This window comes from Amycolatopsis sp. EV170708-02-1 (assembly GCF_022479115.1).
Lineage (GTDB): Bacteria > Actinomycetota > Actinomycetes > Mycobacteriales > Pseudonocardiaceae > Amycolatopsis.
The window spans coordinates 7417548-7439988 of the sequence record NZ_CP092497.1 but is presented as its reverse complement, the minus strand read 5'-3'; the positions used below and the strand labels follow the sequence as shown (position 1 = coordinate 7439988).

23 protein-coding genes are annotated in these 22441 nt (G+C 69.9%); 15 read left to right on the top strand and 8 right to left on the bottom strand.

From position 1 onward, the window contains the following. The first annotated feature begins 74 nt into the window (after positions 1 to 74). On the top strand, positions 75 to 1286 hold the full coding sequence (wecB, locus tag MJQ72_RS33740; RefSeq protein WP_240595102.1) for a non-hydrolyzing UDP-N-acetylglucosamine 2-epimerase: 1212 nt from the start codon (positions 75 to 77) through the stop codon (positions 1284 to 1286). Then, positions 1283 to 3010 (top strand): DUF2334 domain-containing protein, encoded by a 1728-nt coding sequence (locus tag MJQ72_RS33735; protein WP_240595100.1) that lies wholly within the window; start codon positions 1283 to 1285, stop codon positions 3008 to 3010. Before wecB ends, MJQ72_RS33735 begins: the two co-directional genes overlap by 4 nt. A 42-nt stretch (positions 3011 to 3052) precedes the next feature. On the opposite strand, the gene MJQ72_RS33730 is transcribed toward MJQ72_RS33735, so the two are convergent. The 4 genes from MJQ72_RS33730 to MJQ72_RS33715 all read right to left on the bottom strand — a co-directional run bounded on the left by MJQ72_RS33730 (position 3053) and on the right by MJQ72_RS33715 (position 7971). Further along, positions 3053 to 4321 carry a hypothetical protein gene (locus MJQ72_RS33730; RefSeq protein ID WP_240595098.1) on the bottom strand — a complete coding sequence of 423 codons (1269 nt, stop codon included), beginning with the start codon at positions 4319 to 4321 and terminating at the stop codon, positions 3053 to 3055. A gap of 105 nt (positions 4322 to 4426) precedes the next feature. Continuing rightward, a complete protein-coding gene (locus MJQ72_RS33725) occupies positions 4427 to 5032 on the bottom strand; it encodes a hypothetical protein (protein ID WP_240595097.1) in 606 nt (201 codons plus the stop codon). Positions 5033 to 5077: 45 nt separating this feature from the next. Continuing rightward, complete coding sequence (locus MJQ72_RS33720; protein WP_240595095.1) at positions 5078 to 6799, bottom strand: tetratricopeptide repeat protein; 1722 nt, start codon at positions 6797 to 6799, stop codon at positions 5078 to 5080. Then, positions 6796 to 7971, bottom strand: coding sequence for a 26S protease regulatory subunit (locus MJQ72_RS33715; RefSeq protein ID WP_240595094.1), 1176 nt, complete (start codon positions 7969 to 7971; stop codon positions 6796 to 6798). The genes MJQ72_RS33720 and MJQ72_RS33715 overlap by 4 nt, the downstream gene beginning before the upstream one ends. A 223-nt stretch (positions 7972 to 8194) precedes the next feature. Here MJQ72_RS33715 and MJQ72_RS33710 point away from each other — a divergent pair, with 223 nt between their 5' ends. The 6 genes from MJQ72_RS33710 (at position 8195) to MJQ72_RS33685 (ending at position 13705) form a co-directional block, all read left to right on the top strand. Continuing rightward, positions 8195 to 9169, top strand: a complete 975-nt coding sequence (locus tag MJQ72_RS33710; protein ID WP_240595092.1) for a DUF5925 domain-containing protein — start codon at positions 8195 to 8197, stop codon at positions 9167 to 9169. Positions 9170 to 10139: 970 nt separating this feature from the next. Next, positions 10140 to 10508 carry a type VII secretion target gene (locus tag MJQ72_RS33705; protein ID WP_396426895.1) on the top strand — a complete coding sequence of 123 codons (369 nt, stop codon included), beginning with the start codon at positions 10140 to 10142 and terminating at the stop codon, positions 10506 to 10508. Next, the gene (locus MJQ72_RS33700) at positions 10508 to 11863 is read left to right on the top strand and encodes a WXG100 family type VII secretion target (RefSeq protein WP_240595088.1); all 1356 of its coding nucleotides are present in this window, start codon (positions 10508 to 10510) and stop codon (positions 11861 to 11863) included. Before MJQ72_RS33705 ends, MJQ72_RS33700 begins: the two co-directional genes overlap by 1 nt. Continuing rightward, positions 11860 to 12147, top strand: coding sequence for a hypothetical protein (locus tag MJQ72_RS33695; RefSeq protein WP_240595086.1), 288 nt, complete (start codon positions 11860 to 11862; stop codon positions 12145 to 12147). Before MJQ72_RS33700 ends, MJQ72_RS33695 begins: the two co-directional genes overlap by 4 nt. A 43-nt stretch (positions 12148 to 12190) precedes the next feature. Next, positions 12191 to 12892 carry a hypothetical protein gene (locus MJQ72_RS33690; RefSeq protein ID WP_240595085.1) on the top strand — a complete coding sequence of 234 codons (702 nt, stop codon included), beginning with the start codon at positions 12191 to 12193 and terminating at the stop codon, positions 12890 to 12892. A 66-nt stretch (positions 12893 to 12958) separates the two neighbouring features. Further along, entirely contained in the window at positions 12959 to 13705 is a 747-nt protein-coding gene (locus MJQ72_RS33685; protein ID WP_240595084.1) for a polysaccharide deacetylase family protein, read from the top strand. Here MJQ72_RS33685 and MJQ72_RS33680 read toward each other — a convergent pair. Further along, the gene (locus tag MJQ72_RS33680; protein ID WP_240595083.1) at positions 13668 to 14747 is read right to left on the bottom strand and encodes a sensor histidine kinase; all 1080 of its coding nucleotides are present in this window, start codon (positions 14745 to 14747) and stop codon (positions 13668 to 13670) included. The genes MJQ72_RS33685 and MJQ72_RS33680 overlap by 38 nt on opposite strands. A 37-nt stretch (positions 14748 to 14784) precedes the next feature. Between MJQ72_RS33680 and MJQ72_RS33675 the strand changes: the two genes are divergently transcribed. Next, positions 14785 to 15408 carry a response regulator transcription factor gene (locus MJQ72_RS33675; protein WP_240595082.1) on the top strand — a complete coding sequence of 208 codons (624 nt, stop codon included), beginning with the start codon at positions 14785 to 14787 and terminating at the stop codon, positions 15406 to 15408. On the opposite strand, the gene MJQ72_RS33670 is transcribed toward MJQ72_RS33675, so the two are convergent. Together MJQ72_RS33670 and MJQ72_RS33665 are read right to left on the bottom strand one after the other, a co-directional pair. Further along, complete coding sequence (locus MJQ72_RS33670; protein WP_240595081.1) at positions 15403 to 18390, bottom strand: BTAD domain-containing putative transcriptional regulator; 2988 nt, start codon at positions 18388 to 18390, stop codon at positions 15403 to 15405. The two genes, MJQ72_RS33675 and MJQ72_RS33670, sit on opposite strands and share 6 nt — an antisense overlap. 98 nt (positions 18391 to 18488) lie before the next feature. After that, positions 18489 to 18929 carry a hypothetical protein gene (locus MJQ72_RS33665; protein WP_240595080.1) on the bottom strand — a complete coding sequence of 147 codons (441 nt, stop codon included), beginning with the start codon at positions 18927 to 18929 and terminating at the stop codon, positions 18489 to 18491. 131 nt (positions 18930 to 19060) lie between these two features. Here MJQ72_RS33665 and MJQ72_RS33660 point away from each other — a divergent pair, with 131 nt between their 5' ends. The 3 genes from MJQ72_RS33660 (at position 19061) to MJQ72_RS33650 (ending at position 20415) form a co-directional block, all read left to right on the top strand. Then, entirely contained in the window at positions 19061 to 19828 is a 768-nt protein-coding gene (locus MJQ72_RS33660) for a trans-aconitate 2-methyltransferase (RefSeq protein WP_240595079.1), read from the top strand. 153 nt (positions 19829 to 19981) lie between these two features. After that, positions 19982 to 20188 (top strand): heavy-metal-associated domain-containing protein, encoded by a 207-nt coding sequence (locus MJQ72_RS33655; protein ID WP_240595077.1) that lies wholly within the window; start codon positions 19982 to 19984, stop codon positions 20186 to 20188. Between the two features lie 5 nt (positions 20189 to 20193). After that, a complete protein-coding gene (locus MJQ72_RS33650; RefSeq protein WP_240595075.1) occupies positions 20194 to 20415 on the top strand; it encodes a CDGSH iron-sulfur domain-containing protein in 222 nt (73 codons plus the stop codon). A 51-nt stretch (positions 20416 to 20466) separates the two neighbouring features. Here MJQ72_RS33650 and MJQ72_RS33645 read toward each other — a convergent pair whose 3' ends face one another. Beyond that, a complete protein-coding gene (locus tag MJQ72_RS33645; protein WP_016331924.1) occupies positions 20467 to 20748 on the bottom strand; it encodes a metal-sensitive transcriptional regulator in 282 nt (93 codons plus the stop codon). Positions 20749 to 20894: 146 nt separating this feature from the next. Here MJQ72_RS33645 and MJQ72_RS33640 point away from each other — a divergent pair, with 146 nt between their 5' ends. The 3 genes from MJQ72_RS33640 to MJQ72_RS33630 are packed head-to-tail and all read left to right on the top strand — an operon-like array spanning position 20895 to position 22420. Further along, complete coding sequence (locus MJQ72_RS33640) at positions 20895 to 21176, top strand: metal-sensitive transcriptional regulator (protein WP_016331925.1); 282 nt, start codon at positions 20895 to 20897, stop codon at positions 21174 to 21176. 21 nt (positions 21177 to 21197) lie between these two features. Then, positions 21198 to 21404: a heavy-metal-associated domain-containing protein gene (locus tag MJQ72_RS33635; RefSeq protein WP_240595073.1), complete on the top strand. Its 207-nt coding sequence runs from the start codon at positions 21198 to 21200 to the stop codon at positions 21402 to 21404. 47 nt (positions 21405 to 21451) lie between these two features. Next, positions 21452 to 22420 (top strand): DUF748 domain-containing protein, encoded by a 969-nt coding sequence (locus MJQ72_RS33630; protein WP_240595071.1) that lies wholly within the window; start codon positions 21452 to 21454, stop codon positions 22418 to 22420. Positions 22421 to 22441: the final 21 nt, after the last annotated feature.

Genomic DNA, 22441 nt, shown 5'->3' with positions numbered 1-22441 from the left:
GTCACAGCGCCCCGCGCAAATGATCAAGGGAATGCGCGGAATCGCGAAAAGAATATTCGAACCTTGGGGGAGTCATGGTTTGGAATCAACCGGAAACCGAAGTGACGCGGCCGCGGGTGTGGCTCGTGATGGGTACCCGGCCGGAGGCGATCAAACTGGCGCCGGTCGCCGGAGCGATCGCCGCCGCCGGGCGGATGGAGCCGTACCTGGTCGCCACCGGGCAGCATCCGACGATGGTCGGCCAGGCGCTGGAGACCTTCGGCCTCCGCGCGGACGCCACGTTGCCGCTGCGCCGGCGCGACGGCGGCCAGCCCGAACTGCTCGGCCAGATGCTGACCGGTCTGGACGCGCTGGCCGAGCGTGAACCGCCCGCGGCGGTGGTGGTCCAGGGCGACACCACGACCACACTGGCGGGTACGCTCGCCGCGTTCTGGCGGCGGATCCCGGTGGTGCACCTGGAGGCGGGCCTGCGCTCGTTCGATCTGGCCGCGCCCTTCCCGGAAGAGCTGAACCGGCGGCTGGTCACCCAGGCCGCCTCGTTGCATCTGCCGCCGACTTCGGACGCGGCGGGAAACCTGCTTCGTGAGCAGGTCCCCGCCGAGCAGATCTTGGTCACCGGCAACACTTCCGTGGACGCGATCCGCACGATCGCCGACCACGGCGCGGTGGACTTCCAGGACGAGCGGGTCGCCGCCGCGGTGGAGGCGGCCGCCCGCGGCGCACGGCTGGTACTGGTCACCGCGCACCGCCGCGAGTCCTGGGGCGAACCCCTGCGCCAGGTGCTGCGCGCGGTCACCGAACTGGTCGCCCGCCATCCCGACGTGTCCGTGGTCCTGCCCGCGCATCCGAACCCGGCCGTACGCGAGCTGGTCGACGAGGAGCTGGGCGGCCTGCCTCGGGTGGTGGTCACCGAGCCGCTGCGTTACGAGGAACTGGCCGGGGTGCTCGCGGCGGCCACCCTGGTGCTGTCCGATTCCGGCGGGATCCAGGAGGAGGCGCCCACGTTCGGCGTGCCCGTGCTGGTGCTGCGCGAGGTCACCGAACGGATGGAGGCGGTCCACGCGGGGTGTGCGCGGCTGGTCGGCACGGATCGCGAGCTGATCGTGAGGACGGCGTCGGAACTCCTCGCCGACCCGCGGGCGAGGGCGGCCATGATGGGCGAGGGCAATCCCTTCGGCGACGGAAGGGCCGCGTCGCGTACCGAGCGCGCGCTCGCCAGGCTGCTCGGGCTGAGCACCGAGCCGGTGGACGAGTTCGCCGCGGTGTCCGGGGGTGTGCTGGTATGACCCGGAAGCGGAAGGAAGACCGGCGCCGCCGCACGCCGGCCGGGCTGCGGTTCGCGGCGCTGGCCGTCGTCGTCGCGACCGGCCTGGTGTTGCTGGTGGTGTACACGCGCCCGGCGAGCGCGATCCTCGCTTCGCCCGCGGCGGCCCCGGTTTCGCTCGGCGACCGGCTGGCGATGGGCAGCGAAGTCGGCAGCCCCGGCCCCGGTGGGAACCGCGCCCACCGGACGCTGGTGGTCTACGACGCGGGTGAGCGGGACGCGCCGAACCCGCCCGCCGACGCGGACGAAGCCGGGCTGGCCGAAGCGTTCGCGATGCAGACCGCGAACCTGGTCTCGCGGGCGGGCGGCTGGACGATGCGTGCCGCGGCCGACTACCGGGCGGGCGAGATCGGCGGATACCAGGCGCTGGTCTACGTCGGTTCGATCACCGACGCCGTGCTGCCCGCCGCACTGCTCGCGGACGTGCTGGCCGCGAAGGTGCCGGTCGTCTGGCTGGGGGAGAACGTCGACCGTCTGGTGGAGCACGACCTGGGTGTCACCGCGCGCTGGGGCTGGGCGCCGTCGGGGCGGACGCCGACCTCGCCCACCGAGGTCCGCTACAAGAACGTGCCGCTCGGACGCAATCCCGAGATCGGCTCGGTTCCGTTGGTACGGCGGGAAAACCCGGCGGTCAACGAAGTGCTCGCGGACAGCGGCACCGGCGGTGAGCACACGCCTTGGGCGGTGCGCTCGGGGAACTTCACCTACCTCGCGGAGGCACCGTTCTCCTACGTCGACGAGGGAGACCGGTACCTGGCCGCCGCCGACATCCTGCTCGGCACGCTCGCGCCGAAGACCGCGGAACGGCACCGCGCGCTCGTGCGGATCGAGGACATCGGCCCGCGTACCGACCCGGGCCAGATCCGCCGGATCGCCGATCTCCTCGGCGGGCAAGGGATCCCGTTCTCGCTCGCGGTCTATCCGTACTACGCGGATCCGCACGGGGTGGCCAACGGCGGCAGGCCGACGTTCGCGCGGCTCGTGGACAGCCCGGCCCTGGTCGACGCGCTGCACCACGCGATCCGCCGCGGCGGGACGATGATCATGCACGGCTACAGCCACCAGTTCGAGGAGATGGCGAACCCCTACGGCGGGGCCAGCTCCGCGGATTACGAGTTCTACACGGCGATCGTCGACAAGAACAACCACGTCGTGGAGACCGGCCCGGTCCCCGGCGATTCCGCGGAATGGTTCCGCGGGCGGATCGCCACCGGGCTCGGCGAGTTCCGCCGGGTCGGGCTGCCCGAGCCGGAAGTGTTCGAGTTCCCGCATTACGGTGGTTCTGCGGTGGACTACAAGGAGGTCAGTTCCCACTTCGCGGCGCGCTACGACCAGGGCAGCTATTTCGCGGGATACTGCCCGCGCGGTGCCTGTGGCTCCACCTCCACGGTGTCCTATCAGAACAAATACGGCCAGTACTTCCCTTATCCGGTAAGGGATGTCTATGGCGCGGTGGTCATCCCCGAGAACCTGGACCACGTCGCGCCGGAGCCGTTCAACCAGCATCCGGCCCGGCTGCCCGCCGACCTGCTCGCCGACGGCGCGAAGTCCAAAGTGGTCCGCGACAACGTGGCCAGTTTCTTCTTCCACCCGTTCCTGCCGCTGGAGCACCTGAACACGGTGGTGCTCGGGTTGCGGGCGCAGGGATACGAGTTCACGACGGCCAGCGAGGTCGCCCGCGGCTGACCACCCCTGTCGTGTCCGCGGGCCGCCGCGGACACGACAGGATCAGTGCAGGGTGATCCGGTCGAAAGGCCACTCGTGGTGCGGCACGACGGGCGGGCCGCCCTCGGTGCGTTTGGCGTCGGGATCGATCGTCTCGGGCCAGGTGTACTGGTCGAGGCTGTAGGCGATCTCGGGCTGCGGTCCGGTCGTGACCGGTGCTCCGCCGAGGTCCAGCCGAGGCGTGGAAAGGCTCACCCCGTAGGCCGGAAGCAAGGTGACCGGGTCGAGGAAATACCTTTTCTTGAAGCCTTGGTAGACGCCGATGTTGATGCTGTAGGGATGATCGAACGGGCTCTTTCCCGTTTGGGCGAACGCGGCGTTGAGGAAGGCGGTGCCCTTCCTGTCGTCCATACCGTCGGGCTGGGGCACCAGGGTCACGTCGAGCTGGACGTATTTCCTGCCGTCCTTACCGGTGACGGCTTCGGGGCGGGCGACCTGGATGAGGTCCGGCACCTGGTCGAGGTAGGAAAGGAACTTGTCGGTCTCCTGCGGTGAGAGCCCGTAGGGCGCCAGGCCGTCGGTGACACGGTTGTTGGCGACCAGTTTGCCGGGTTTCATCCGGTCCGGGCAGTTGCTCGCCGGAGGGTTCTCCACCACCTTCCACGTGGCCTCGCGGTCTCCGGACCGGGCTTGGTGGTACGTGCCTTCGCGTGCGGGTCCGGAGGGCGAACCGACGCACCGGAAGATCAAGTAGGTGTCGACCTTGTCGTCCGCGTCGATCTTGGCGTCGTCCCGGGTGAACTCCCTGGTGCGCCAGTCGATGGCCGAGCGGATCACGGAGTGTGCCGCCGGATAGGACTTCTCGTACTCGTCGATCGATTGATACCAGCGGTTGACCGAGTCGGTGACCGGTTGCCGCGCCTGCCGTTTCAGCGTGACCCACAGCAGCGTCCGGGGATCCACCGCACCGAGCTGCTGATCGGACAATTCCGTATCGGGCGCCACGCCGGGCAGATCCTCCGGGTACTGCCTGGCCTCACGGGCGGGAACGTTGACCGCGTACCTGATGGGGTCGGTCACCGAGCCCGAGCCGATATCCCCCGAATCCCCTTCTCGCGCGGGCGGCGACATCCACCCGCGAACGACCGCCGTGCCGACGAAGCCGAGCACCCCGACCAAGACGAGCGCGAGCGTGATTTTCAGGCCACGGCGCCGTTTCTTCGGCGGAACAGGTATCGGGAAACCCGGGCCGGGTGGCGGCACGAACGCCTGATGTGGATGGTGATTCGGCGGCCCGTAGCCACCCTGCGGCGGTGGATAGCGTCCGTTCATGGTCCCCGTTCCTCCCCTGACGGCTGACACTTCCTGGATCGACGGCCATTCTGCCTGGCCGTGATCATGGAAGGTGCACCGCGTTCGAGGGCTCACCGGAACCGGCTACAGCCGATCGCCCAGCAGTTTCGCCATCTTGGCGAGGAGGTAGTCCCGGTAATGGGGGACGTGGAGATTCAGCATCCGTGTCTCGCCGTGGACGCGTTTGGCGACGGCGAGCGTGGTCCAGTAGTCGTCCAGATCGCAGTGCATCGCGGCGTCTCCGGCGCCGGGAACCGGTGTGCTCGGGCCGGGGCAGTTCGTGGCCATGGTGGTCACCGGTTTGCGGGGATCGGCTTTGGCGAACGCGAAGTAGTAGAGCTTCGGCGCCAGGTCGGGTGATTGGCCGATGGGCAGGTAGGCGCAGGTGTACTCGGGTGCGGTTTCGGCTTTTCCCGGTGGCTGTTCCTGAGCGACGGCCTTCGCGCCGCCGGTGATCTCCGCGAGCTCGTCCGCCCCGAGGAACGGGCAGGCGGCGGTCACCTTCGCGGGGGAGACCGAGGGGGTGAAGGTGGGTGGCGTGCTGCTGGTGGCCGGTTTGCTCGGTGGCGGCTTGCTCGACGAGGACGACGGCGGCGGCTGCGGCGGGGCGGGACTTTCACCCGCTCCGCCGCAGGCCGAGACCGCGAGCACCAGTGCGGTAGCGGCGAGAATCCCCCAGGATCTGTCCATCCAGGGAATCTAACCTAGTTCGGCACGCGCGGCGCCGGTCAACGCTCAGGCCTCGGTCACGAAGATCCGGGCGATACTCCCGTCCGCCCATCGCAAGCCGAGCCGATGCCCGGCGAAGTCGTAGACGACCGTGGCTTCGCCGTTGGCGCGGTTCACCCAGCTGTTCTGCGGAACGGCACCGTGCGCCCGCACGTAGGCATCGACGGACCCGCGATGCCCGCCGAGGTCGAGCCCGGAGATCAGCCGGTCCGCGTGCGGGCAGACCGCGACATCGACACCGACCCTCGTCACCAGGCCGTCCAGTGCCTCGATGTAGACGCCGTCGACGCTCGGTTCGTCGGGGACCAGCTCACTCCGCCGGACGGTCGAGCCCGGGAAGAGTTCGCGCAGTTCCGCGAACGCCGCGGAATCCTCGGGCGCGCCCAGCGCGGCGGACATCGTCACGATGACACCGGTCAGCGGCGTCCCGGGGGCGGGAAGCGGATCGGCCGCGGGCTCCTCGGCCTTCAGGGGTGCCGGTCGCGGGTCCCGGCCGCCGAAGGCCGCCACCCGGTCCCAGATCCAGTCGGCCATCGAGCCGGCGACGGGCTCGTCGGGCTGTCCTGGCCGGCGTTTCACCAGCGCCCCGAACGCGACGGCGACCAGGTAGGTCCCGGCGTCGTCGGTCATCACCTGTTCCCAGAGTTCGTTCTCGGGCCAGCCGGGGTGCGCAGCCCGGTCGGCTTCGATCTCGGCGTCCATGGCGAGGATCTCGGCCGCCGACAGCAGGCGGAACGACTCGGTCCAGCCCCAGGCGGCGCCGGAGCCGGGCGGCTGGCCGTCGTGCCAGGTGAGCAGATCCCTCGCGACCATGGAGCCGACCTTGTCGTCGCCCGCGGCCAGATCGCCGGACGTGGCCCCCGGCCGCAGGGTGGCGCGCAGCTCGTCGGGCATCACCGCGTCCAGCGCCGCCAGCGCGGAGGCCAGGTCGACGCCGAGCTTCTGGTCACGGATCTGCTGCCACGCCATCTCGAGCACGCCAGTGCCTTGAATGTCCGCCAGGCTGATGTCGTCGCCGCGCGCCTTTTCGACGATCCGCAGCATCGTCCGAGCGGTTTCCACCAGGCTCTGCAGCAGGTCGTCGGTCGGGTCCTCACGCAGCAGCCGGAGACCGAGCTGTTCGGCGTCGTCGAACCGGTACTGCGCCAGGTAGGCGTAGCCCAGCAGCATGGCGACCCAGGAGTCCGCCGCGTTGACCCGGATGGCCTCCTCGGCGGCGGGAGCGAACCGTTCGGGTGGTGCGAGGCTTTCCAGCAGGTACTCCGCGCGTTTCGCCAGCGCCTTGGGAAGGGCGTCCGGTGCCGTCCGCGCGCACAGTGCCACCGCTTCGTCGAGCTGCCGCCATCCTTCCTCGTGCGCCCCGGAGAGTGCCTGGACGGAGCCCAGCTTCATCCAGTCGTCCCAGTCATCGTGGTTCTGGCCCAGCACGGTGCGTGCCCAGCGCAACGCCTCGTCATGGTTGTGGTCCGCCGATTCCAGATGCCGGAGCGCCCGGGCCGCCCAGATGAACTGGCTGTCGCGGCGACCGGCTACCCGGAGATAGAGGCGCCGCGCCTCGTCCGTGTCGCCGAGGGACTCACGGTGATAGGCGAGCACCATCGACGCGCTGCTCCGCTCCGGCTGGGCCGCGAGCACCCGAGCCGCCAGCTCGGCGACCCGGGGATGCGTCGGCTGCGCATCGAGGAGTTCCCAGGCCAGGTCGAGATCCCGCTCGACGGTGTCGCTCATCGCATGCCTCGCTTGACCCGGTACGCCCGGAGCTGGTCGAAGGTGCCGTCATCGACGCCGTATTCCAGGACCGGCGCCACTTGGTCGAACCAGGATGTCGTGGACGGCGTGATACCGCCGACGGCGGCCAGCAGCGCGCCGGTGGTGACCGGCACCAGCTCGCCCTTGCTCATCGATTCGACCATCGCCTGCTGCAGCACGGTGGTGGTCAGGTGGCTGAGATCGGCGCCGGAGAACCCTTCGGTCGCCGCCGCGACGGCGACGACATCGACCTCGTCGGCGGGCTTGCCGTCCAGCGCGCCTTGGACGATCGCCGCCCTGGCGACCGCGTCCGGTGGCAGCACCAGCACCGTCTTGTCGATCCGTCCCGGACGGCGCAGCGCGGCGTCGATGTCCCACGGCCGGTTCGTCGCGGCCAGGAAGTAGACCCCCTCGTTCGCGCCGGCCACGCCGTCGAGCTCCTCCAGCAGCTGGGTGACGAGCATCCGCATCGCTTGCGACCCGCCGCCGCCCGAGGTGCGCCGTCCGCCGAGCGCGTCGAACTCGTCGAAGAAGATCACGCACGGTGCCGCCGCGCGTGCGTGGCGGAACACGCTCTGGATCGCCTTCTCGCTTTCACCGATCCACTTGCTGAGCAGGTCCGCGAGGGTCACGTGGATGAAGGAAGCGCCGAGATCGCCGGCGATCGCCCTGGCGATGAACGTCTTGCCGCATCCGGGCGGGCCGTACATCAGCAGCGATCCGCCCGGTTTCTGCCCGAACGCCGCCGCCAGCTCCGGATTGCGCAGCGGGGCCAGGAACGCGGTGTTCAGGTGCTGCTTGACCTCGGCGAGCCCCGCGACGTCGGCCAGCGTCACGGCCGGGCGCTCGGTGTCCCACAGCGACGCCGAAGCGGTGGCGCTCTTGTCGTGGTGGTCCTCATCGGACGGGGCCGCCACGATCTCGGCGGGCGGTGGGGTCGAGGTCCGCAACCGCGCCGCCATCAGCCGGGCGCGCAGCAAGCGGATCCGCGCCGGATCACCGCCGTGGGCCTCGAACACCGTCAGTTCGGTGGCGGCGCGGTCCGGGTCCTGCTCCAGCAGCAGCGTGATGAAGTCTTCGCGCAGCGCCAGATTGCCGGGGTCGGCCTCCACCTCGCGCGCGATCACCTCGATGAAGCCGTCACCGTTCACCGCGCTCCTCCTTCCACGAACGGTCCAGTGTCAGACCAGAGACAATCATCCCGGCGCCCGCGGCGGACAGGCGGTCCGGCGAAGATCCCTGTCAGGGGTGATCTGGGGGACGGTCCCTGATGTGCGCCGACCGCGCGGGATGGATCTTGATGTGGTGACAGCGAGGACAACGGAGTTACCCCAGTCTCTTGATCGTGCGATGTTCTTCGGTGGCAACGTACCGATGGAAGGCGTGCTGAACGCGCTGGCCATGGAACAGTTCATCACCGGGGCGAAACCGCATTCACGGGCCGCCGAAATCACCGAGGTCTCACCGGACGCGACGCTGCTGCCCCCGGGAGTCACCGCGGATCTGACGTACGAACTGGACGGGCGGCGCTCCCATCTCGCGCACGGTCCCGGGTGGACACTCGTCGCGATGCGCCGCCGCGCCGGCGCCGCGACCGTGTGCGTGTGCGCCACTTCCGGCGACCTGGCGGACGAGGTGCTCGCGGCCGCGACCGGAACCGCGCGGGCGGGGGTGCCGGGGGAATCGGCCGTACCGGTCGGATTCTGGCACGTGCAGGGGTGCGGCGGCGCCGGGATACGTGCGCCGAGGACGATGGACTTGCCGCGGTGGCAGGCGATCCGCGGCAACTATCCGCGGTCGGCGGTGACCGCGCTCGACTCGCTCATGGCGACAAGCCCGCAGGACGTCACCGGCAGGCTGATCCTCCTCCACGGCCCCGCGGGCACCGGCAAGACGACCGCCGTGCGCGCGCTCGCGCACGAATGGCGGGACTGGTGCCAGGTCGACAACGTCCTCGACCCCGAGGTCCTGTTCGCCGATCCGGGCTATCTGACCTCGGTGGTGCTCGGCGAGGAGCGGGCGGACAAGCGGAAATGGCGGCTGCTGATCCTCGAAGACTGCGACGAACTCGTCGGCGCGGACGCCAAACGCGACTCCGGCCAGGCCCTGTCCCGGCTGCTCAATCTGACCGACGGCCTGCTCGGCCAGGGCCTGGACATCCTGGTGTGCCTGACCACCAACGAGAACGTCGCCCGGCTGCATCCGGCCGTGGTCCGGCCGGGCCGGTGCCTCGCGGAGATCGAGGTCGGCCCGCTGCCGCGGGACGAGGCGGCCAGATGGCTGGGCGCGGAGATCGATGCCGAGGGCGCCACCCTGGCCGAGCTGTATCGCCTGCGAGCCGCGGTCTAGCCCAGGGGAGTGAAGGCCGCCTTCATTGGGTCAGCGCCGTGCCTCGGCAAAGTCGCATAGCCACTGGTCCGCGCCACAGAGCCGGATCGTGGTGAGCGGGCTCAACCAAGAGCGGGTCGTGAGTGTTTTGGGTCGTTCTGGTGAACCTGTATTTGCTTACCCACTCGGCTTGACGCCGTCATGCTGCCGTCGCGGAGCCGATATCGGCGAGTGGGGAGGATTGGGGACGTTCAGTGTCCGGAATCTTCCCCACTCGGCATGACCTTGATCAACGGAGGATTCGGGACAGTCAACGTCCCCGATCTTCCGTTGATCAAGCTCCTAGGCCCGAGCGCCCCCTCGACGATGTAGGAATCGGGACGCTCAACGTCCCGATTCCTACATCGTCGGCACCTGGCACGACCATCACCCCCGAGACTCGTACGACTCTCGACATTCGCCCTGCTCAGGAGTAGGTGAATAAATACAGATCCGCCCTGACGCCCTTTGCCACTCACGACCCCTGCGCAGAACCGTACATATGTACATCAATTGGACATTCAGTCGTCAGGAACTTTGCCGAGATCCTGGCGGTCAGCCCAGGGCCGGGATTGGTCGTTCGCCGGATCCGCGGGTCGCCTGCTGTTAGGGTCCGCGCCATGCGGGTGTGGTGGTGTGGCCTGGTCATGGGCGCGGTCGCGCTGCTCGGCGCGTGCGGCGGGGGCGGGTCGGGGAGCGGCCAGGTGGTGCCCCCGCCGACGACGCTGACGACGCCGGCGACGGTTCCGACGACCGGCCTCGGGGGACGAGGACGTCGACGACGTCGCCGGAAACCCCGGCGACCACCACCACGACCCGGGTCACGCCGGAGACGACGCGGACCACGACCCGCCGTTCCACGACGACCGCGAAGCGCCCGACGGCCCCGCGTCACACTCCTCCCACCCGCAGACGCTGACGACCCTGGCGCTTTCACGCGGATGAAAGCCGCGTGAAAGCCGCGTTCCTAACCTCTTTCGTGGGGCAGGGACGAGAGGGGGATCGCGTGGGGTACGAAGTCGATCCAGCGAAGTTGCTGGAGGTGAGTGACGAGCTCGGGACCATCGGCACCGGGCTGCGGTCGGTGAGCGAGCAGGTGGCGCACACCGACGTGGCCCAGCTGGACTTCGGCGGCGACCGCTATCAGGGCCACGGCGCCGCATACCTCGCCGCGAACGGGGAGCTGGCGAGTCTCGCCGTCAAGCTGGTCGGTGACATCGACGAGATCTCCCGACTGCTGCGGGAGGCCGCCGGTGTCTACGGGGACACCGAGTCGGACTTCGCGTCGCGGCTCGACGCCCTGCGCGAGGTGGGCGACTGATGGCCTGGTGGGACGAAGCCAAGGCGAGGTACCGGCCGGCGGGGGAGAACGGTCAGGTCAGCCCGACCGACGAGGAGATCAGGGCGATCCTCGACGACCCCGAAGTCTCCGACGAGACGAAACGGGAGCTCATCGCCGCGTGGAGCTACGACTACGCGACGGGGTACATCTGGGGTGACGTCATCACCCAGGAACGGACCGGGTACGACCCGGACGCCGTGCCGGACGAGGTGAAGGAGTACATCGAGGAGTACGACGCCCAGGAGTACGTGGACAACTACGCCGCGAACGCCATCAACAACGGCGCGGTGAGCCAGGCGGTCAACGACGCCGCGACCATCGCGACCGGCGAGAACCCCGGCGGGCTGCCCGGGTCCGGCAACCCCAGTGCGGATATGCAGGCCGCGATCGACCAGGCGGAGAACGAGCGCCGGTACGCGGACGATCTGGACGAACAACGGGAGAACGCCCAGCAGCTCCAGTCCTACGCGGACAACTTGAAGGCCACCGGCAGTACCGGCGCCGCGAGTTCGGCGGAGATCTTCGACTCCGGCGAGATCGGGCTGGACTTCTTCAAACTGTTCTGGGGGAAGTACTGCCGATACCGAAGCGGTGGTGGATCCCGGGCGGGCGCCCGTGGTTCGGGCGACGGCGGCACGTCCTTGACCGGGAACCCGTTCGCCGACAAGTGGATCTTCAAGGCCCGGTACAACGAGCAGCGTGAGGTGGTGTTCAAGAGCCTCGGTCTCCAGGCCGACCGGTACGCACAGGCGGTCGGCCGTCTCCAGCGCCACGTCGACGAGCTCATCACGGCCCAGGGCGACCTGTTCGCCGAGTGGGAGGGGGAGGCCGCGGACACCGCGTCGTCGCGCTACGACGACGCGGTGGGCCAGGCCAGGGCCCTGATGAAGGAGCTGGCCGACGCCGGCAAGGTGCTGATCGAGGTCCGCGGCGCGCTGGAGCAGATGTGCGTGGCCAAGGCGCAGACCGTGAACGGCCTGTTCTCGTCGGATGTCAACGGGATCGGGCCGGATATCGTCGACCGGCTGGTCACGGTCGCCAAGGGCGGGGCGAGCGACGAGGACATCCTTTACGTGGCCTCGCAGTTCGGCATACCGGCCGACCAGGAGTGCCTGAACATCAGCGACGACGTCAAGGCCGAAGTCCGGCAGTCGGCGGCCGAGTGGTGCGACGGCAACCTGGTGCCGGTGGTGGCGACGAAGGTCGAGGCGTTCTGGGACGTCTGCGACGCCACCGACGAAGGGTTCGAGGAGATCCTCGGCGTGATGCGGGAGATGCTCGAACAGGGCGCGCGGGCCGGTTCCGGCGGGCGGCGGGAGGTGATGCCGCGATGATCGAGGAGGAGCGCGTCGAGCGGATGCGCGCGCGGATCGCGGACCGGATCGAGGGCAACCGGCACCGGATCGCGGCCAGGGCCGAGCGGTGTTACGCGGCGGAGAAAGCGGGCGCGGAGAAGTCCGCCGCACTGACGCAACGCTGGCACAAGCGCGTCGCCGCGATCCGGCGCAGGGCGGAGGACCGCCGTGCCGCCTTCGCGCCACCGAGTTCACGACGGCCCCGGGAGTTCGACTTCGAGCCGGACTGGGACGACGATCCCGGCCCTCGCCGGCACCGGTAGCCGATCCGGCGACCGTCCTTTTCAGACAGACTCGAGGAGTTCGATGACTCAGCCCGGCCCGCCTGGGCATCAGCCGTACCCGCAGCAGTACCACCACCAGCAGGCCGCGTGGGGACCGCCGCAACCCTTGCCGCGCAAGCGGAAGACCGGTCCGCTGATCGCGGTGCTGGTCATCGTGCTGGTGGTCGTCGTCGGTGGCGGCGGGGTCTTGCTGTACTTCGGATTGAGCGATTCCGGCAAGGCGTCTCCGCGGGTGGACGCCTCCCAGGACCTGGAGAAGGCGCCGGGCGGATGCGCGGTCCTCACCGAGGCGGAGGTGGCGCCGTACATCCCCGGCCGGATGGACTTCAAACCGTTGTCGGGCAACACCTCGACGGATACGTCCGAGCAGGGCCAGTGCAGCTGGAACAACAACGACCACTACCTCAAGGACAAGGTCGGTGCGGCGTTCGTGATCGTCACCAGCTACGTCTTCCGCGCCACCCGCGAAAAGTCGGGAGTGGACGCCGCGAAGGAGCATCTGAAACGCCGAGTGCCGAACGGAGGCGAGGTGGGTGTGCAGGGCGCCGAAGAAGCCCTGCTGGTCGCCACGGGGAAGACCGGCAACCAGGCGAAGGTCGCGGTGCGCTACCGCAACGTCGTCTACCACCTCGACTACCTCAACAAGACCGAGGGCGTCCAGGTCAAGAGCAGGCTGACCGAGCTGGCCGCCGTCGTCGTCGGCAAGGCGGTGCCCAAGGGCTGACCGGGAGCGAAGGTACTAGGACCTCCGCCGCTTCCGCCTCGGCGGGCGATCGGTCAGGGTGCCCGTATGCGCGTCCTCCCCGCTTCACCGCGTGCCCGCAAGGTCGTGGTGCTCGGCCTGATCGCCGCCGTCGTGCTGGCGGCCTCGGCCTTCGGCCTCGATCGGCTGGTCAACGCCCGGACCTTCCAGTTCTACGGCGGCCTGACCCATCGGGTCGACGTGCCGGACAAGGTCGTGGCCCTCACCTTCGACGACGGGCCCGACCCGGCGGGTACCGCGGAACTCCTCGACGGCCTGCGCGCGGCCGGGGTGCCCGCCACCTTCTACCTGACCGGGCGGGAGCTGGAACGGCACCCGGATCTCGGCGCGCGGATCGCCGCCGCCGGTCACGAGCTCGGCAACCACTCCTACTCCCACGAGCGGATGGTCTTCGTGTCCGCCGAAACGGTGGCCACCGAGATCGAGCGGACCGACGCGCTGATCCGCCGGACCGGCTACCGCGGCGAGATCACCTTCCGCCCGCCCAACGGCAAGAAACTGCTGGCCCTGCCGCGCTATCTCGCCGAGCATCGGCGGCGGACGATCATGTGGGACGTCGAACCGGACTCCTACCCCGAGGTGGCCGCCAGCGCCTCCGGCATCGCCGAGTACACCGCCGAGCACGTGCGGCCCGGCTCGATCGTCCTGTTGCACGGGATGTACCAGAGCCGGACCACGACCAGGCGAGCGGTGGTCCCGCTGGTCGAACGGTTGCGTGGGCTCGGTTATCGGTTCGTCACGGTGTCCGGGCTGCTGGCCCGGCAGCCGGGATGACCGCACGGACCACCCAGTGCCGCCCGCGCGGGCCGAATTCCAGCCGCCCGCCGTGTTCGGCCAGTTCACCGGCCACACTGGCCAGCCCGAAGCCGCTGCCGCCACCCGGTCTCGTGGTGGCGGGCAGTTCGCTGCGGACCTCGACCCGCACGTCGTCGTCGTGGTTCCGCACGGTGATCCGCACCCGGGTGCCGGGGCCGGCGTGCCGCAACGCGTTCGTGGCCGCCTCGGCGATCACCCGCTCGGCCAGCGCCCCGGCCACCCCGTCCGGTACGCCGGTGGGTTCGTCCAGCACGAGCCCGGCGGCGCGCAGCCGGGCGAGGAGCTCGGGCAGGTCGGTGGGCGCGGGCGGCGGATGCTCGTCCTCGGCGAGGTCGCGGAGCGTCCGCCGGACCTCGGTGAGCGCGTCCCGGCCGGCGGTGAGGATCGTGTCCACGCGTTCGCGGGCCGGTTCGCCGAGATCGGCGGTCGCGCGCAACGCCTCGGCCTGCACGAGCATCACCGTCGTGGTGTGGGCGAGCGTGTCGTGCAGCCGCCGGGCCGTGCGCTCCCGGCGTTCCGCGGCCGCGGTTTCCGCGTTGTGGCGGGCTTGCTGCTCGACGAGCCGGGCGCGGTCGGCCACGTGCCGTCGCCGTTCCATGCCCATCGTCCACGCCACGCCGAAGGCCACCAGCGCCAGCGAAGTGCCGTCCACCAGGCCCTTGAACTCGCCCATCACCAGCGCCACGGCGGCCGCCGCGCCGAGGGCGACCACCCGGTGCCCGGCACGGTTCGGCAGGGCGGCCACGGTGTAGAGCGCGAGCAGGACCGGTACGTAGGCCACGTTGCGAGCGGGCCCCAGCAGCAGCTGCGCCACGGTCGCCGCGGCGACGACCGTGAGCACGACGCCGGGTGCCCGCCGCCGCGCGGCCAGCGGCAGCAGCTGCGCGGCGGCGACGGCCACCGCCTGCCAGCTCCCCGTGCCAAGCCCGCTCGCCCAGAACAGCAGTGCGACCAGCAGGATCATCCCGAGGTCCGAACGCGCGCGGAGATGATTGAGCACGTCCCGACAGTAGAGTGTGCGCCATCGAGGTGATCCCATGGTTCGTGTCGTCGTGGTCGACGACCACGCCCTGGTCCGCGAAGGGCTGGCGATGGTGCTGGCCGCGCAGCCGGGTTTGACCGTCGCCGCGCACTGCGCCGGCGGGCCGGAGCTGCTCGACTTCCTCCGCACCGCGCGGGAACCGGTCGACGTGGTCCTGCTCGACCTCTACCTGCCGGACATGGACGGCCTGGAGACCCTGCGCCGCCTGCGCGAGCGGATGCCCGCCCCGCCGCCCGTGCTGATGCTGACCACCATCGGGAGGCGGCACGAGATCCGGCAGGCGCTGGCCGCCGGTGCCGCCGGCTTCGTGCTGAAGGACGCCACGGGGGCCGAGCTGGCCGCCGCCGTCCGCGGCGCGCACGACGGGATGACCGTGATCAGCCCGTCCGCGGCGGCCACGCTGTGCGGTACCGGTGACCCGGGCCTGACCCCGCGCGAGCGCGAAGTGCTGTCACTGCTCGGTTCCGGACTGTCCAACCGCGACATCGCGGGACGGCTCGGGCTGGCCGAACGCACGGTCAAGGTGCACGTCGGCAATGTGCTGGCCAAACTCGGCGTCACCAGCCGGACCCAGGCCGCGTTGCGCGCGCGGGCCCTGCTCGGCTCGCGGGATTCATGAGCCGCCCAGGTTTTCGAGCTTCGCCCTGATTTCGGCGGCCTGGGGGACGTCGAGGTCGCGGTAGAAGTCGAGTACCTGGAGCCAGTGCCGGCGTGCCTCGTCGTGCTCGCCTCGTTCGGCGTGGAGGTCACCGATTCCGGCGTGGGCGTGCGCCACCTGCTCGCGGTGGCCTGCCTCGGTGGCGACGGCCAGCGCGTCGCCGTACCAGCGGAGGGCCTCGGTGTGGCGTCCCGCTGAGGCGTGGGTGGTGCCCAACGCGTTGAGCGTCTCGCAGATCACTTCCGTGTCACCGATGGCACGGGCGAGTGCCGCCGCTTCCTCGTGGTGGCGCAAGGCCCGCTCGCCGTCGCCCCGTCGCCGGTACACCACCCCCATAACCCTCAGGCAATCCGCTTCCTGGGTGCGGAAACCCGATGCCCTGGCGAGAGCCATGCCGCGCTGGGCGTGGTCGAAGGCTGCGTCGTCCTGTCCGATGTGGAGGTACATCTTGGCCAGGAGGTTGACCGCGTTGCATTCGATGTGTTCGTCGTGATTTTCCTGGCACAGGGCGAAAGCCACGTCGAGATGCCGCCTGGCCTCTTCGGGAAGGCCGAGGCTCAGCAGGTTCTGGGAATGGTTGATCCTGACCGCGCAGTGCAGATACCAGCTTTCGTCCGGATCGGTCAGCGCGAGTGCCTGCTCGAACCGGTGCCGGGCCACTTCCAGCTCGCCCTTCTTCCCGTACACACAGCCGAGAAAGCTCAGCGTCGCCGCCTGGAACCCCCGATCCCCGGTGCGGTGGAACGCGGCCATCGCCCATTCGAGATGGTCGATCGCTTCGCGGTCCTGGCCCCTGCGTGACATCGTGGCACCGAGAATGCGTCGCGCCCTCGCTTCCGCGCGTTCGTCTTTCAGGGCACGAGCGGCGTCGACCGTGCGAGTGTGCAGGACGACCGCGTCGTCGTAGTACCCGCCGGTGTCGAGGTAACGCCACACGGTCTCCGACAGGTGGATCACGGACGCCGGCCCGCCGTGCCCGCAGACCTCCAGCAGGTTGGCCCGCTCGGCGTCGAGCCAGCGCCACGCGTGGTCGTAGGTCGAGAACAGCGGTGCTTCCCCGTGGGAGACCGGCGCCTTCGGCCTCGGGGCGTAGTCGTCTCGCGCGATGACGTCCATCGCGGCCGAAGCCGTGGACAGGTAGTGGTCGAGCAGCCTGCTCAGCGCGGCCTCGCGTTCGTCGGCGCTGTCGGTGGTTTCGGCGAGTTCGGCGGCGTACGCCCGCAGCAGATCGTGGGAACGGTAGCGGCCGTCGGAAGACTGATCGACGAGATGGGCCCTGCGCAGCACGTCCAGCGCGCGGCGCGTCTCCCGCGGCCCGGTGCCGGCCAGCGCCGCCGCCGCGTGGTCGTCCGTGTCGTGCCCGGGATGCAGGCCGAGGAGGCGGAACAGCCGGGCCGCCACCGCGTCCAGCTTCCGGTACGACCACGAGAACACGGCGCGCACGGCGGTCTGCGGATCACCGTCGACGTCCAGCAGATCGAGAGCGTCCTGCTGGCGGGAAAGCTCGTCGACGAATTCGCCGAGGCCGCGAGCGGGCCGCGACCGGATCAGCTCGGCGGCGATCCGTAACGCCAAGGGCAGCCGGGCGCACCGTTCCACCAAGGCGGCGGCCGCCTCTGGCTCGGCGTCCACCCGGTCGGCGAGCAGTTCGCGGAGCAGAACGCGGGCGTCCTCGTCCGGCAGCCGATCGAGATCGAGCCGGTGGGCGCCCTCGCGGGCGACGAGACCGGCCAGCGCGTCCCGGCTGGTCGCCACCACGAAACACGAAGAGCTCCCGGGCAGCAGGGGACGCACCTGCTCGACCGTGCGGGCGTTGTCCAGCACGATCAGCATCCGGCGACGGGCGACGAGGGTGCGAAACCGCGCGGCGCGCTCGGCGAGGTCCTGCGGGATCGCCGCGCCGTCCAAGTCCAGCGCGCGCAGGAAGCCCGCCAGCGCGTCTTCCGGCGAGACCGGCTGGTCGGGGCCGTAGCCACGCAGATCGACGTACAGCTGGCCGTCGGGGAACCGGTCCCGCACCCGGTGTGCCCAGCGCACGGCCAGCGCCGTCTTGCCCACTCCGGCGGTTCCGGCGACGGCCGAGACCACCGCGGCCTCCCCGGTGGCGAGGAGGCCGTCGAGTTCCGCGAGCTCGGTGTCCCTGCCCACGAATCCGCGCACGTCCACCGGCAGCTGGGCGGGCACACTCGTGGGCGGGGTCTTCTCGTCCGGCGCCAGTGACTCTCCCGCGAGCATGCGCTGATGCAGCTCACGCAACTCGGGGCCGGGGTCCACGCCGAGTTCTTCGACGAGCGTGTCCCGTGCCGTGCGATACGCCCGCAACGCTTCGGCCTGCTGCCCGGCGCGGTACAGGGCGGTCATGAGCAGGCCGTGCAGCCGCTCGCGAACCGGGTACCGGCGCACCAGATCCGTCAGTTCGCCGATGATCGCCGCGTTCAGCCCGCAGGCGAGTTCGGCCTCGTAGAGCGTCTCCAGCGCGACCGACCTGAGCTCGGTGAGCCGCTGCGCCCAGTCCGCGAGCAGCGGGACGTCCACGTCACGGAACGGGTCGCCGTGCCACAGGCCCAACGCACCGCGCAGGACGTCGACCGCACGCTGTGGGTTCTCACTGGCGACTTCTCGCGCTTCGTCGAACAGCGACGCGAACCGCTCCGAGTCCAGCTCTCCCGGCAGCACCCGCAGCCGGTAGCCCGCTTCACCGAACGACAGCCGATCCGGCTCGGCGAGCACACTCCGGAGCCGGTGAACGTGGAGCTGCAGCCGCTGGCCGTGCCGCGGGTCTCGGTGGTCACCCCACAACGCGCCGGTCAGCACGTCCACCGGCACCGGCTGGTTCGCTCGCGCGAGCAGCACACCGAGCAGGATGCCCTGCAACCGTCCCGCGGGCGCCTCGTCCCGCCCGTCGCGCCGGACCCGCAGCGGACCCAGTACCCGAAACTCCACCGCATCCTCCCCAGCGCCCGCTCACCGCCACCAGTGTGGCGTACGGGCACGCACCGGCTCGACCGAGCCGGTGCGTGCGGGAAGTCGGGGCGAGAGGACTATCCGTCCCGCCAGTGCCGCAAGGTCCCCATTTTGTATTCGCGGATACCGTCCCAGGCAAAGAAGATCACCGTTTTGAATCCGACGAATCCTTCAGGCCAATCGTGGTCGCACACCTTCGTGGTACCACCGCCCGAATTGTTGTAACACATCCAATACCGTGCGGTTCCGTCGACCGTCATCTGCACGCGGGCCATGACCGGATTCCCGTCGGCGCAGTGGTCTCGTACCGTGACGCGGTCTCCGTCGAGAGTGACCCACGCGTCACCCACGGACTTGCGTTCTCCCCAGCATTCCATCGAGGTGGCCATGCTGACCGGTCCGACGTCGATACTGCCGGCACCGGACGCCGCGGCACTGGCGTTCGTGGCGAACACCTGCGACAAAAGAATCAGCGCGGTCGCCGCGACCGGCGTGAGAAGGCGCGAAAAACGGGCCATGGTGTTCCCTTCGGATCCGGGTATCGCTTTGCCCGACGGTAGATCGCGCCCGGCACCGTGCGCAGGGGTCATTCGAACCCTGTTCGGGGACCGCTACGGTTGCCGTGCGGGACGACCACCCAGGGGGACGAATGAGCGAGACGCTGGACGAGACCGTCGCGGGCATCATGGCGAGAGTCAGCACGACGATCGCCGAGGGCGACAGCATGTTCGCGGGCAACAACACCGCGCACTACCTGAGCGTGTCCAGGGACGCGTTGCGCGCGGTGCTCGCCGCGTTGCGGGTCACGGGGCGTCCGGAACCGAAGCGGGTCTTGGACTTCGGGTGTGGTTACGGCCGGGTGATGCGTTCGCTGCGGGCCGCTTTCCCGGCGGCGGAGCTGATCGCGTGCGACATGGACCCGGCGGCGCTGGCCGGTTGCGCCGAGGCGTTCGGCGCTCGGGCGGTGCCCGGTGCCCCGGACGTCGACGACATCGAGCAGGTGACCGGGGTGGACCTGCTGTGGTGCGGTTCGGTGCTGACCCATCTCGATGCCCCGAACTGGGGTCCGCTGCTGCGCTACTTCTCGCGCGCGCTGGCTCCCGGTGGCGTCGCCGTGGTCACCACGCACGGCCGCCGGATGGCGATACGCGCCGAGGCGGGCAAGGACTACGGGCTGGACACCCGTGCGACCGACCGCATGCTCGCCGCGTACAAGGCGTGCGGTTTCGGCTACAACGACTACGCGGGCAACGACGGCTACGGCATCTCGCTCAGCTCGCCCGGCTGGGCGGTGCAGCGCGCGCTGGAGACGCCCGGCCTGCGCCTCGCCGGATACGACGAGGCCGCGTGGGATCGCCATCAGGACGTGATGGTGCTCGTCAAGGACGCCGACGAGGTCCTGAAGTCCGACCTGTGAGCCGCTAAACCCCTACCCCGTATCAGCTGTCCGTGAAGGCCTCCTTGAGGGATCCAGAGTCCCTCAAGGAGGCCTTCACGGACTTTGGTGCGCCCGCATCCTGTGCTATACCCTACGGGGGTAATGTAATATCGAACCGAAGGGTGAAAGCCGATGGACACCACCGTGTACACGGTGAAGGGCATGACGTGCTCGGGTTGCCTGAACAAGGTGACGGCGGCGGTGAACGGCGTCGCCGGGGTCAGCGACGTCGACGCGGATATCGCGACCGGCGAAGTGACCGTCGTGAGCGAGGGGCCGGTCGACGCGCGGCTGGTGCGATCCGCGGTCGAGGAGGCCGGCTACGAGGTGGTCGGCTGAAGGTGATGGCCGAGGACAACGGAATTGAACCGGCCGTCGTCATCAAGGTCGTGGACAACGGGCCGTATCAGGTGAAAGGGCCGGTCTGGCTCGTCGGCCACGACGGCGAAGAGTACGAGCCGATCGGGCGCACGCAAGTGCTGTGCCGGTGCGGGAAGTCGGCGAAAAAGCCGTTCTGCGACGGCGCCCATGTCCGGACCGGGTTCACGGCGACCAGGGAAGAATGAGAAGCGGGCGGGTGACTGAAGGTCATCCGCCCGCTTCGTGTGTCAGGAGGTTCAGGAACGCACCAGGCGCGCGATCGCTTCGGAGGCTTCCCGGATCTTCCTGTCCGCCTCGGGGCCGCCTTTCGCGGCGGCTTCGACGACGCAGCCCGCCATGTGCCGCTCGAGGAGTTCGAGGGAGAACGATTGCAGGGCCCGGGTCGCCGCCGAGACCTGGGTGAGGACGTCGATGCAGTACTTGTCCTCTTCGACCATCTTCTGCAGGCCACGGATCTGCCCCTCGACGCGTCGTAGGCGTTTGAGCTGGCGCTCCTTGTCGTCGCCGTGATCGGCCACGCTCGCTCCTCGAGTCGGGATTCGCGGACGTCCCCATCATGCCCCGTCCGGGGTGGCGCGTCGAAGGCGGGCGGTGACATACGCCACTGGGGTATGCCGGTTGCCCTACCCCCCTAGGGTATGTAGAGTCCTCGGTGGAGGTCGAGATGCACGGATACACGCAAGGCAAGGACGAATACCTGACCCGGCTGCGGCGGATCGAAGGACAGATCCGCGGCCTGCAGCGAATGGTCGAAGAGGACAAGTACTGCATCGACATCCTCACGCAGGTGTCCGCGGCCACCAAGGCGTTGCAGTCGGTGTCGCTGGGGTTGATGGACGAACACCTCCGGCACTGCGTGTCCGACGCCATCGCCAAGGGCGGCGACGAAGCCGACGAAAAGATCAAGGAGGCGAGCGACGTCATCGCCCGCCTCGTCCGTTCCTGATATCCCGCAAGGAGAACCACGATGAGCGAGACCACCTACACCGTCACCGGCATGACCTGCGACCACTGCGTCCGCTCCGTCACCGAAGAGGTCGGCAAGATCGACGGCGTCACCGGCGTCCGCGTGGATCTGCCCACCGGAGCGGTGACCGTGACCGGATCCCGGGAACCCGCGGTCGCCGAGGTGCGCGCCGCCGTCGAAGAAGCCGGATACGAGCTGACCGCCTGAGCCGCGGTCCCCGATCGCGGGTCATGGCCCGCACTAAGGACTTCACGATGAACACAGTTGCGAAGCTCTCCGCCTACGGTGTGGCGCTTGCCCTGGTCGCCGGTGGCGCCTGGGCCGCAGGCACCGCTGTCGGTCCTTTCGCCGGCGCCGCCGGCCTTCCCGGCGGCGAGGACGCCGGGCATGGGGACGCTCACAGCGGCACCGTCGCGGAGGCGGCGCCGACCGACGAGCCCGGCGGGCTCGCGTCGTCCAGGGGCGGCTACACCCTCACGCCCACCACCACGACGCTCACGCCGGGGACGAACCAGCCCTTCTCCTTCAAGATCCTCGGCCCGGACGGCGCGCCGGTCACCGCGTACGACGTCGAACACGAGAAGCGGATGCACCTGATCGTCGTCCGGCGAGACACGGCCGGTTTCCAGCACGTGCACCCCGAACTCGCGCCCGACGGCGTGTGGAGTGTCCCGCTGGCCCTGCCCGAAGCGGGCAGCTACCGCGTCTTCGCGGACTTCAAGCCGACGGGCGGCTCGGCCTCGACACTCGGTGTCGACGTCGCCGCGGCGGGGGATTTCAAACCCGTCGAGCACCGGCCTTCGCGCGTCGCGAACGTCGACGGCTACCAAGTCCGCCTGGACGGTGAGCTGACGCCGGGCAAGTCGTCGCAGGTGACCTTGACGGTGACCAAGGACGGCCGCGACGTGACCGATCTGCAGCCGTACCTGGGCGCCTACGGGCATCTGGTGGCGCTGCGCGGCGGCGACCTCGCGTACCTGCACGTCCACCCGGACGGCGAGCCCGGGGACGGTCGCACGAAGCCCGGTCCGGCGGTGACCTTCTTCGCCGAAGTCCCCTCGGCGGGGACGTACCGGCTGTTCCTCGACTTCCAGCACCAGGGCAAGGTCCGCACCGCCGAGTTCACCGTCGCCACCGCGGGCACCCCCGCCCCGGCCCCTTCGGCGTCCCAGGACCCCACCCCACCCCCGGCGGCCGACGACGGCCACGGCGGACACGGCTGACCGCGAGCACGAAAGGAGCGA

What these genes read in the sequence shown, in the direction of transcription:
- MJQ72_RS33735 (WP_240595100.1), top strand. Translation starts at nt 1,283, where the DNA reads ATGACCCGGAAGCGGAAGGAAGACCGGCGCCGCCGCACGCCGGCCGGG.
- MJQ72_RS33730 (WP_240595098.1), bottom strand. Translation starts at nt 4,321, where the DNA reads ATGAACGGACGCTATCCACCGCCGCAGGGTGGCTACGGGCCGCCGAAT.
- MJQ72_RS33700 (WP_240595088.1), top strand. Translation starts at nt 10,508, where the DNA reads ATGGCCTGGTGGGACGAAGCCAAGGCGAGGTACCGGCCGGCGGGGGAG.
- MJQ72_RS33685 (WP_240595084.1), top strand. Translation starts at nt 12,959, where the DNA reads ATGCGCGTCCTCCCCGCTTCACCGCGTGCCCGCAAGGTCGTGGTGCTC.
- MJQ72_RS33650 (WP_240595075.1), top strand. Translation starts at nt 20,194, where the DNA reads ATGGCCGAGGACAACGGAATTGAACCGGCCGTCGTCATCAAGGTCGTG.
- MJQ72_RS33675 (WP_240595082.1), top strand. Translation starts at nt 14,785, where the DNA reads ATGGTTCGTGTCGTCGTGGTCGACGACCACGCCCTGGTCCGCGAAGGG.
- MJQ72_RS33695 (WP_240595086.1), top strand. Translation starts at nt 11,860, where the DNA reads ATGATCGAGGAGGAGCGCGTCGAGCGGATGCGCGCGCGGATCGCGGAC.
- MJQ72_RS33665 (WP_240595080.1), bottom strand. Translation starts at nt 18,929, where the DNA reads ATGGCCCGTTTTTCGCGCCTTCTCACGCCGGTCGCGGCGACCGCGCTG.
- MJQ72_RS33655 (WP_240595077.1), top strand. Translation starts at nt 19,982, where the DNA reads ATGGACACCACCGTGTACACGGTGAAGGGCATGACGTGCTCGGGTTGC.
- MJQ72_RS33720 (WP_240595095.1), bottom strand. Translation starts at nt 6,799, where the DNA reads ATGAGCGACACCGTCGAGCGGGATCTCGACCTGGCCTGGGAACTCCTC.
- MJQ72_RS33635 (WP_240595073.1), top strand. Translation starts at nt 21,198, where the DNA reads ATGAGCGAGACCACCTACACCGTCACCGGCATGACCTGCGACCACTGC.
- MJQ72_RS33630 (WP_240595071.1), top strand. Translation starts at nt 21,452, where the DNA reads ATGAACACAGTTGCGAAGCTCTCCGCCTACGGTGTGGCGCTTGCCCTG.
- wecB (WP_240595102.1), top strand. Translation starts at nt 75, where the DNA reads ATGGTTTGGAATCAACCGGAAACCGAAGTGACGCGGCCGCGGGTGTGG.
- MJQ72_RS33725 (WP_240595097.1), bottom strand. Translation starts at nt 5,032, where the DNA reads ATGGACAGATCCTGGGGGATTCTCGCCGCTACCGCACTGGTGCTCGCG.
- MJQ72_RS33690 (WP_240595085.1), top strand. Translation starts at nt 12,191, where the DNA reads ATGACTCAGCCCGGCCCGCCTGGGCATCAGCCGTACCCGCAGCAGTAC.
- MJQ72_RS33660 (WP_240595079.1), top strand. Translation starts at nt 19,061, where the DNA reads ATGAGCGAGACGCTGGACGAGACCGTCGCGGGCATCATGGCGAGAGTC.
- MJQ72_RS33640 (WP_016331925.1), top strand. Translation starts at nt 20,895, where the DNA reads ATGCACGGATACACGCAAGGCAAGGACGAATACCTGACCCGGCTGCGG.
- MJQ72_RS33710 (WP_240595092.1), top strand. Translation starts at nt 8,195, where the DNA reads ATGGAAGGCGTGCTGAACGCGCTGGCCATGGAACAGTTCATCACCGGG.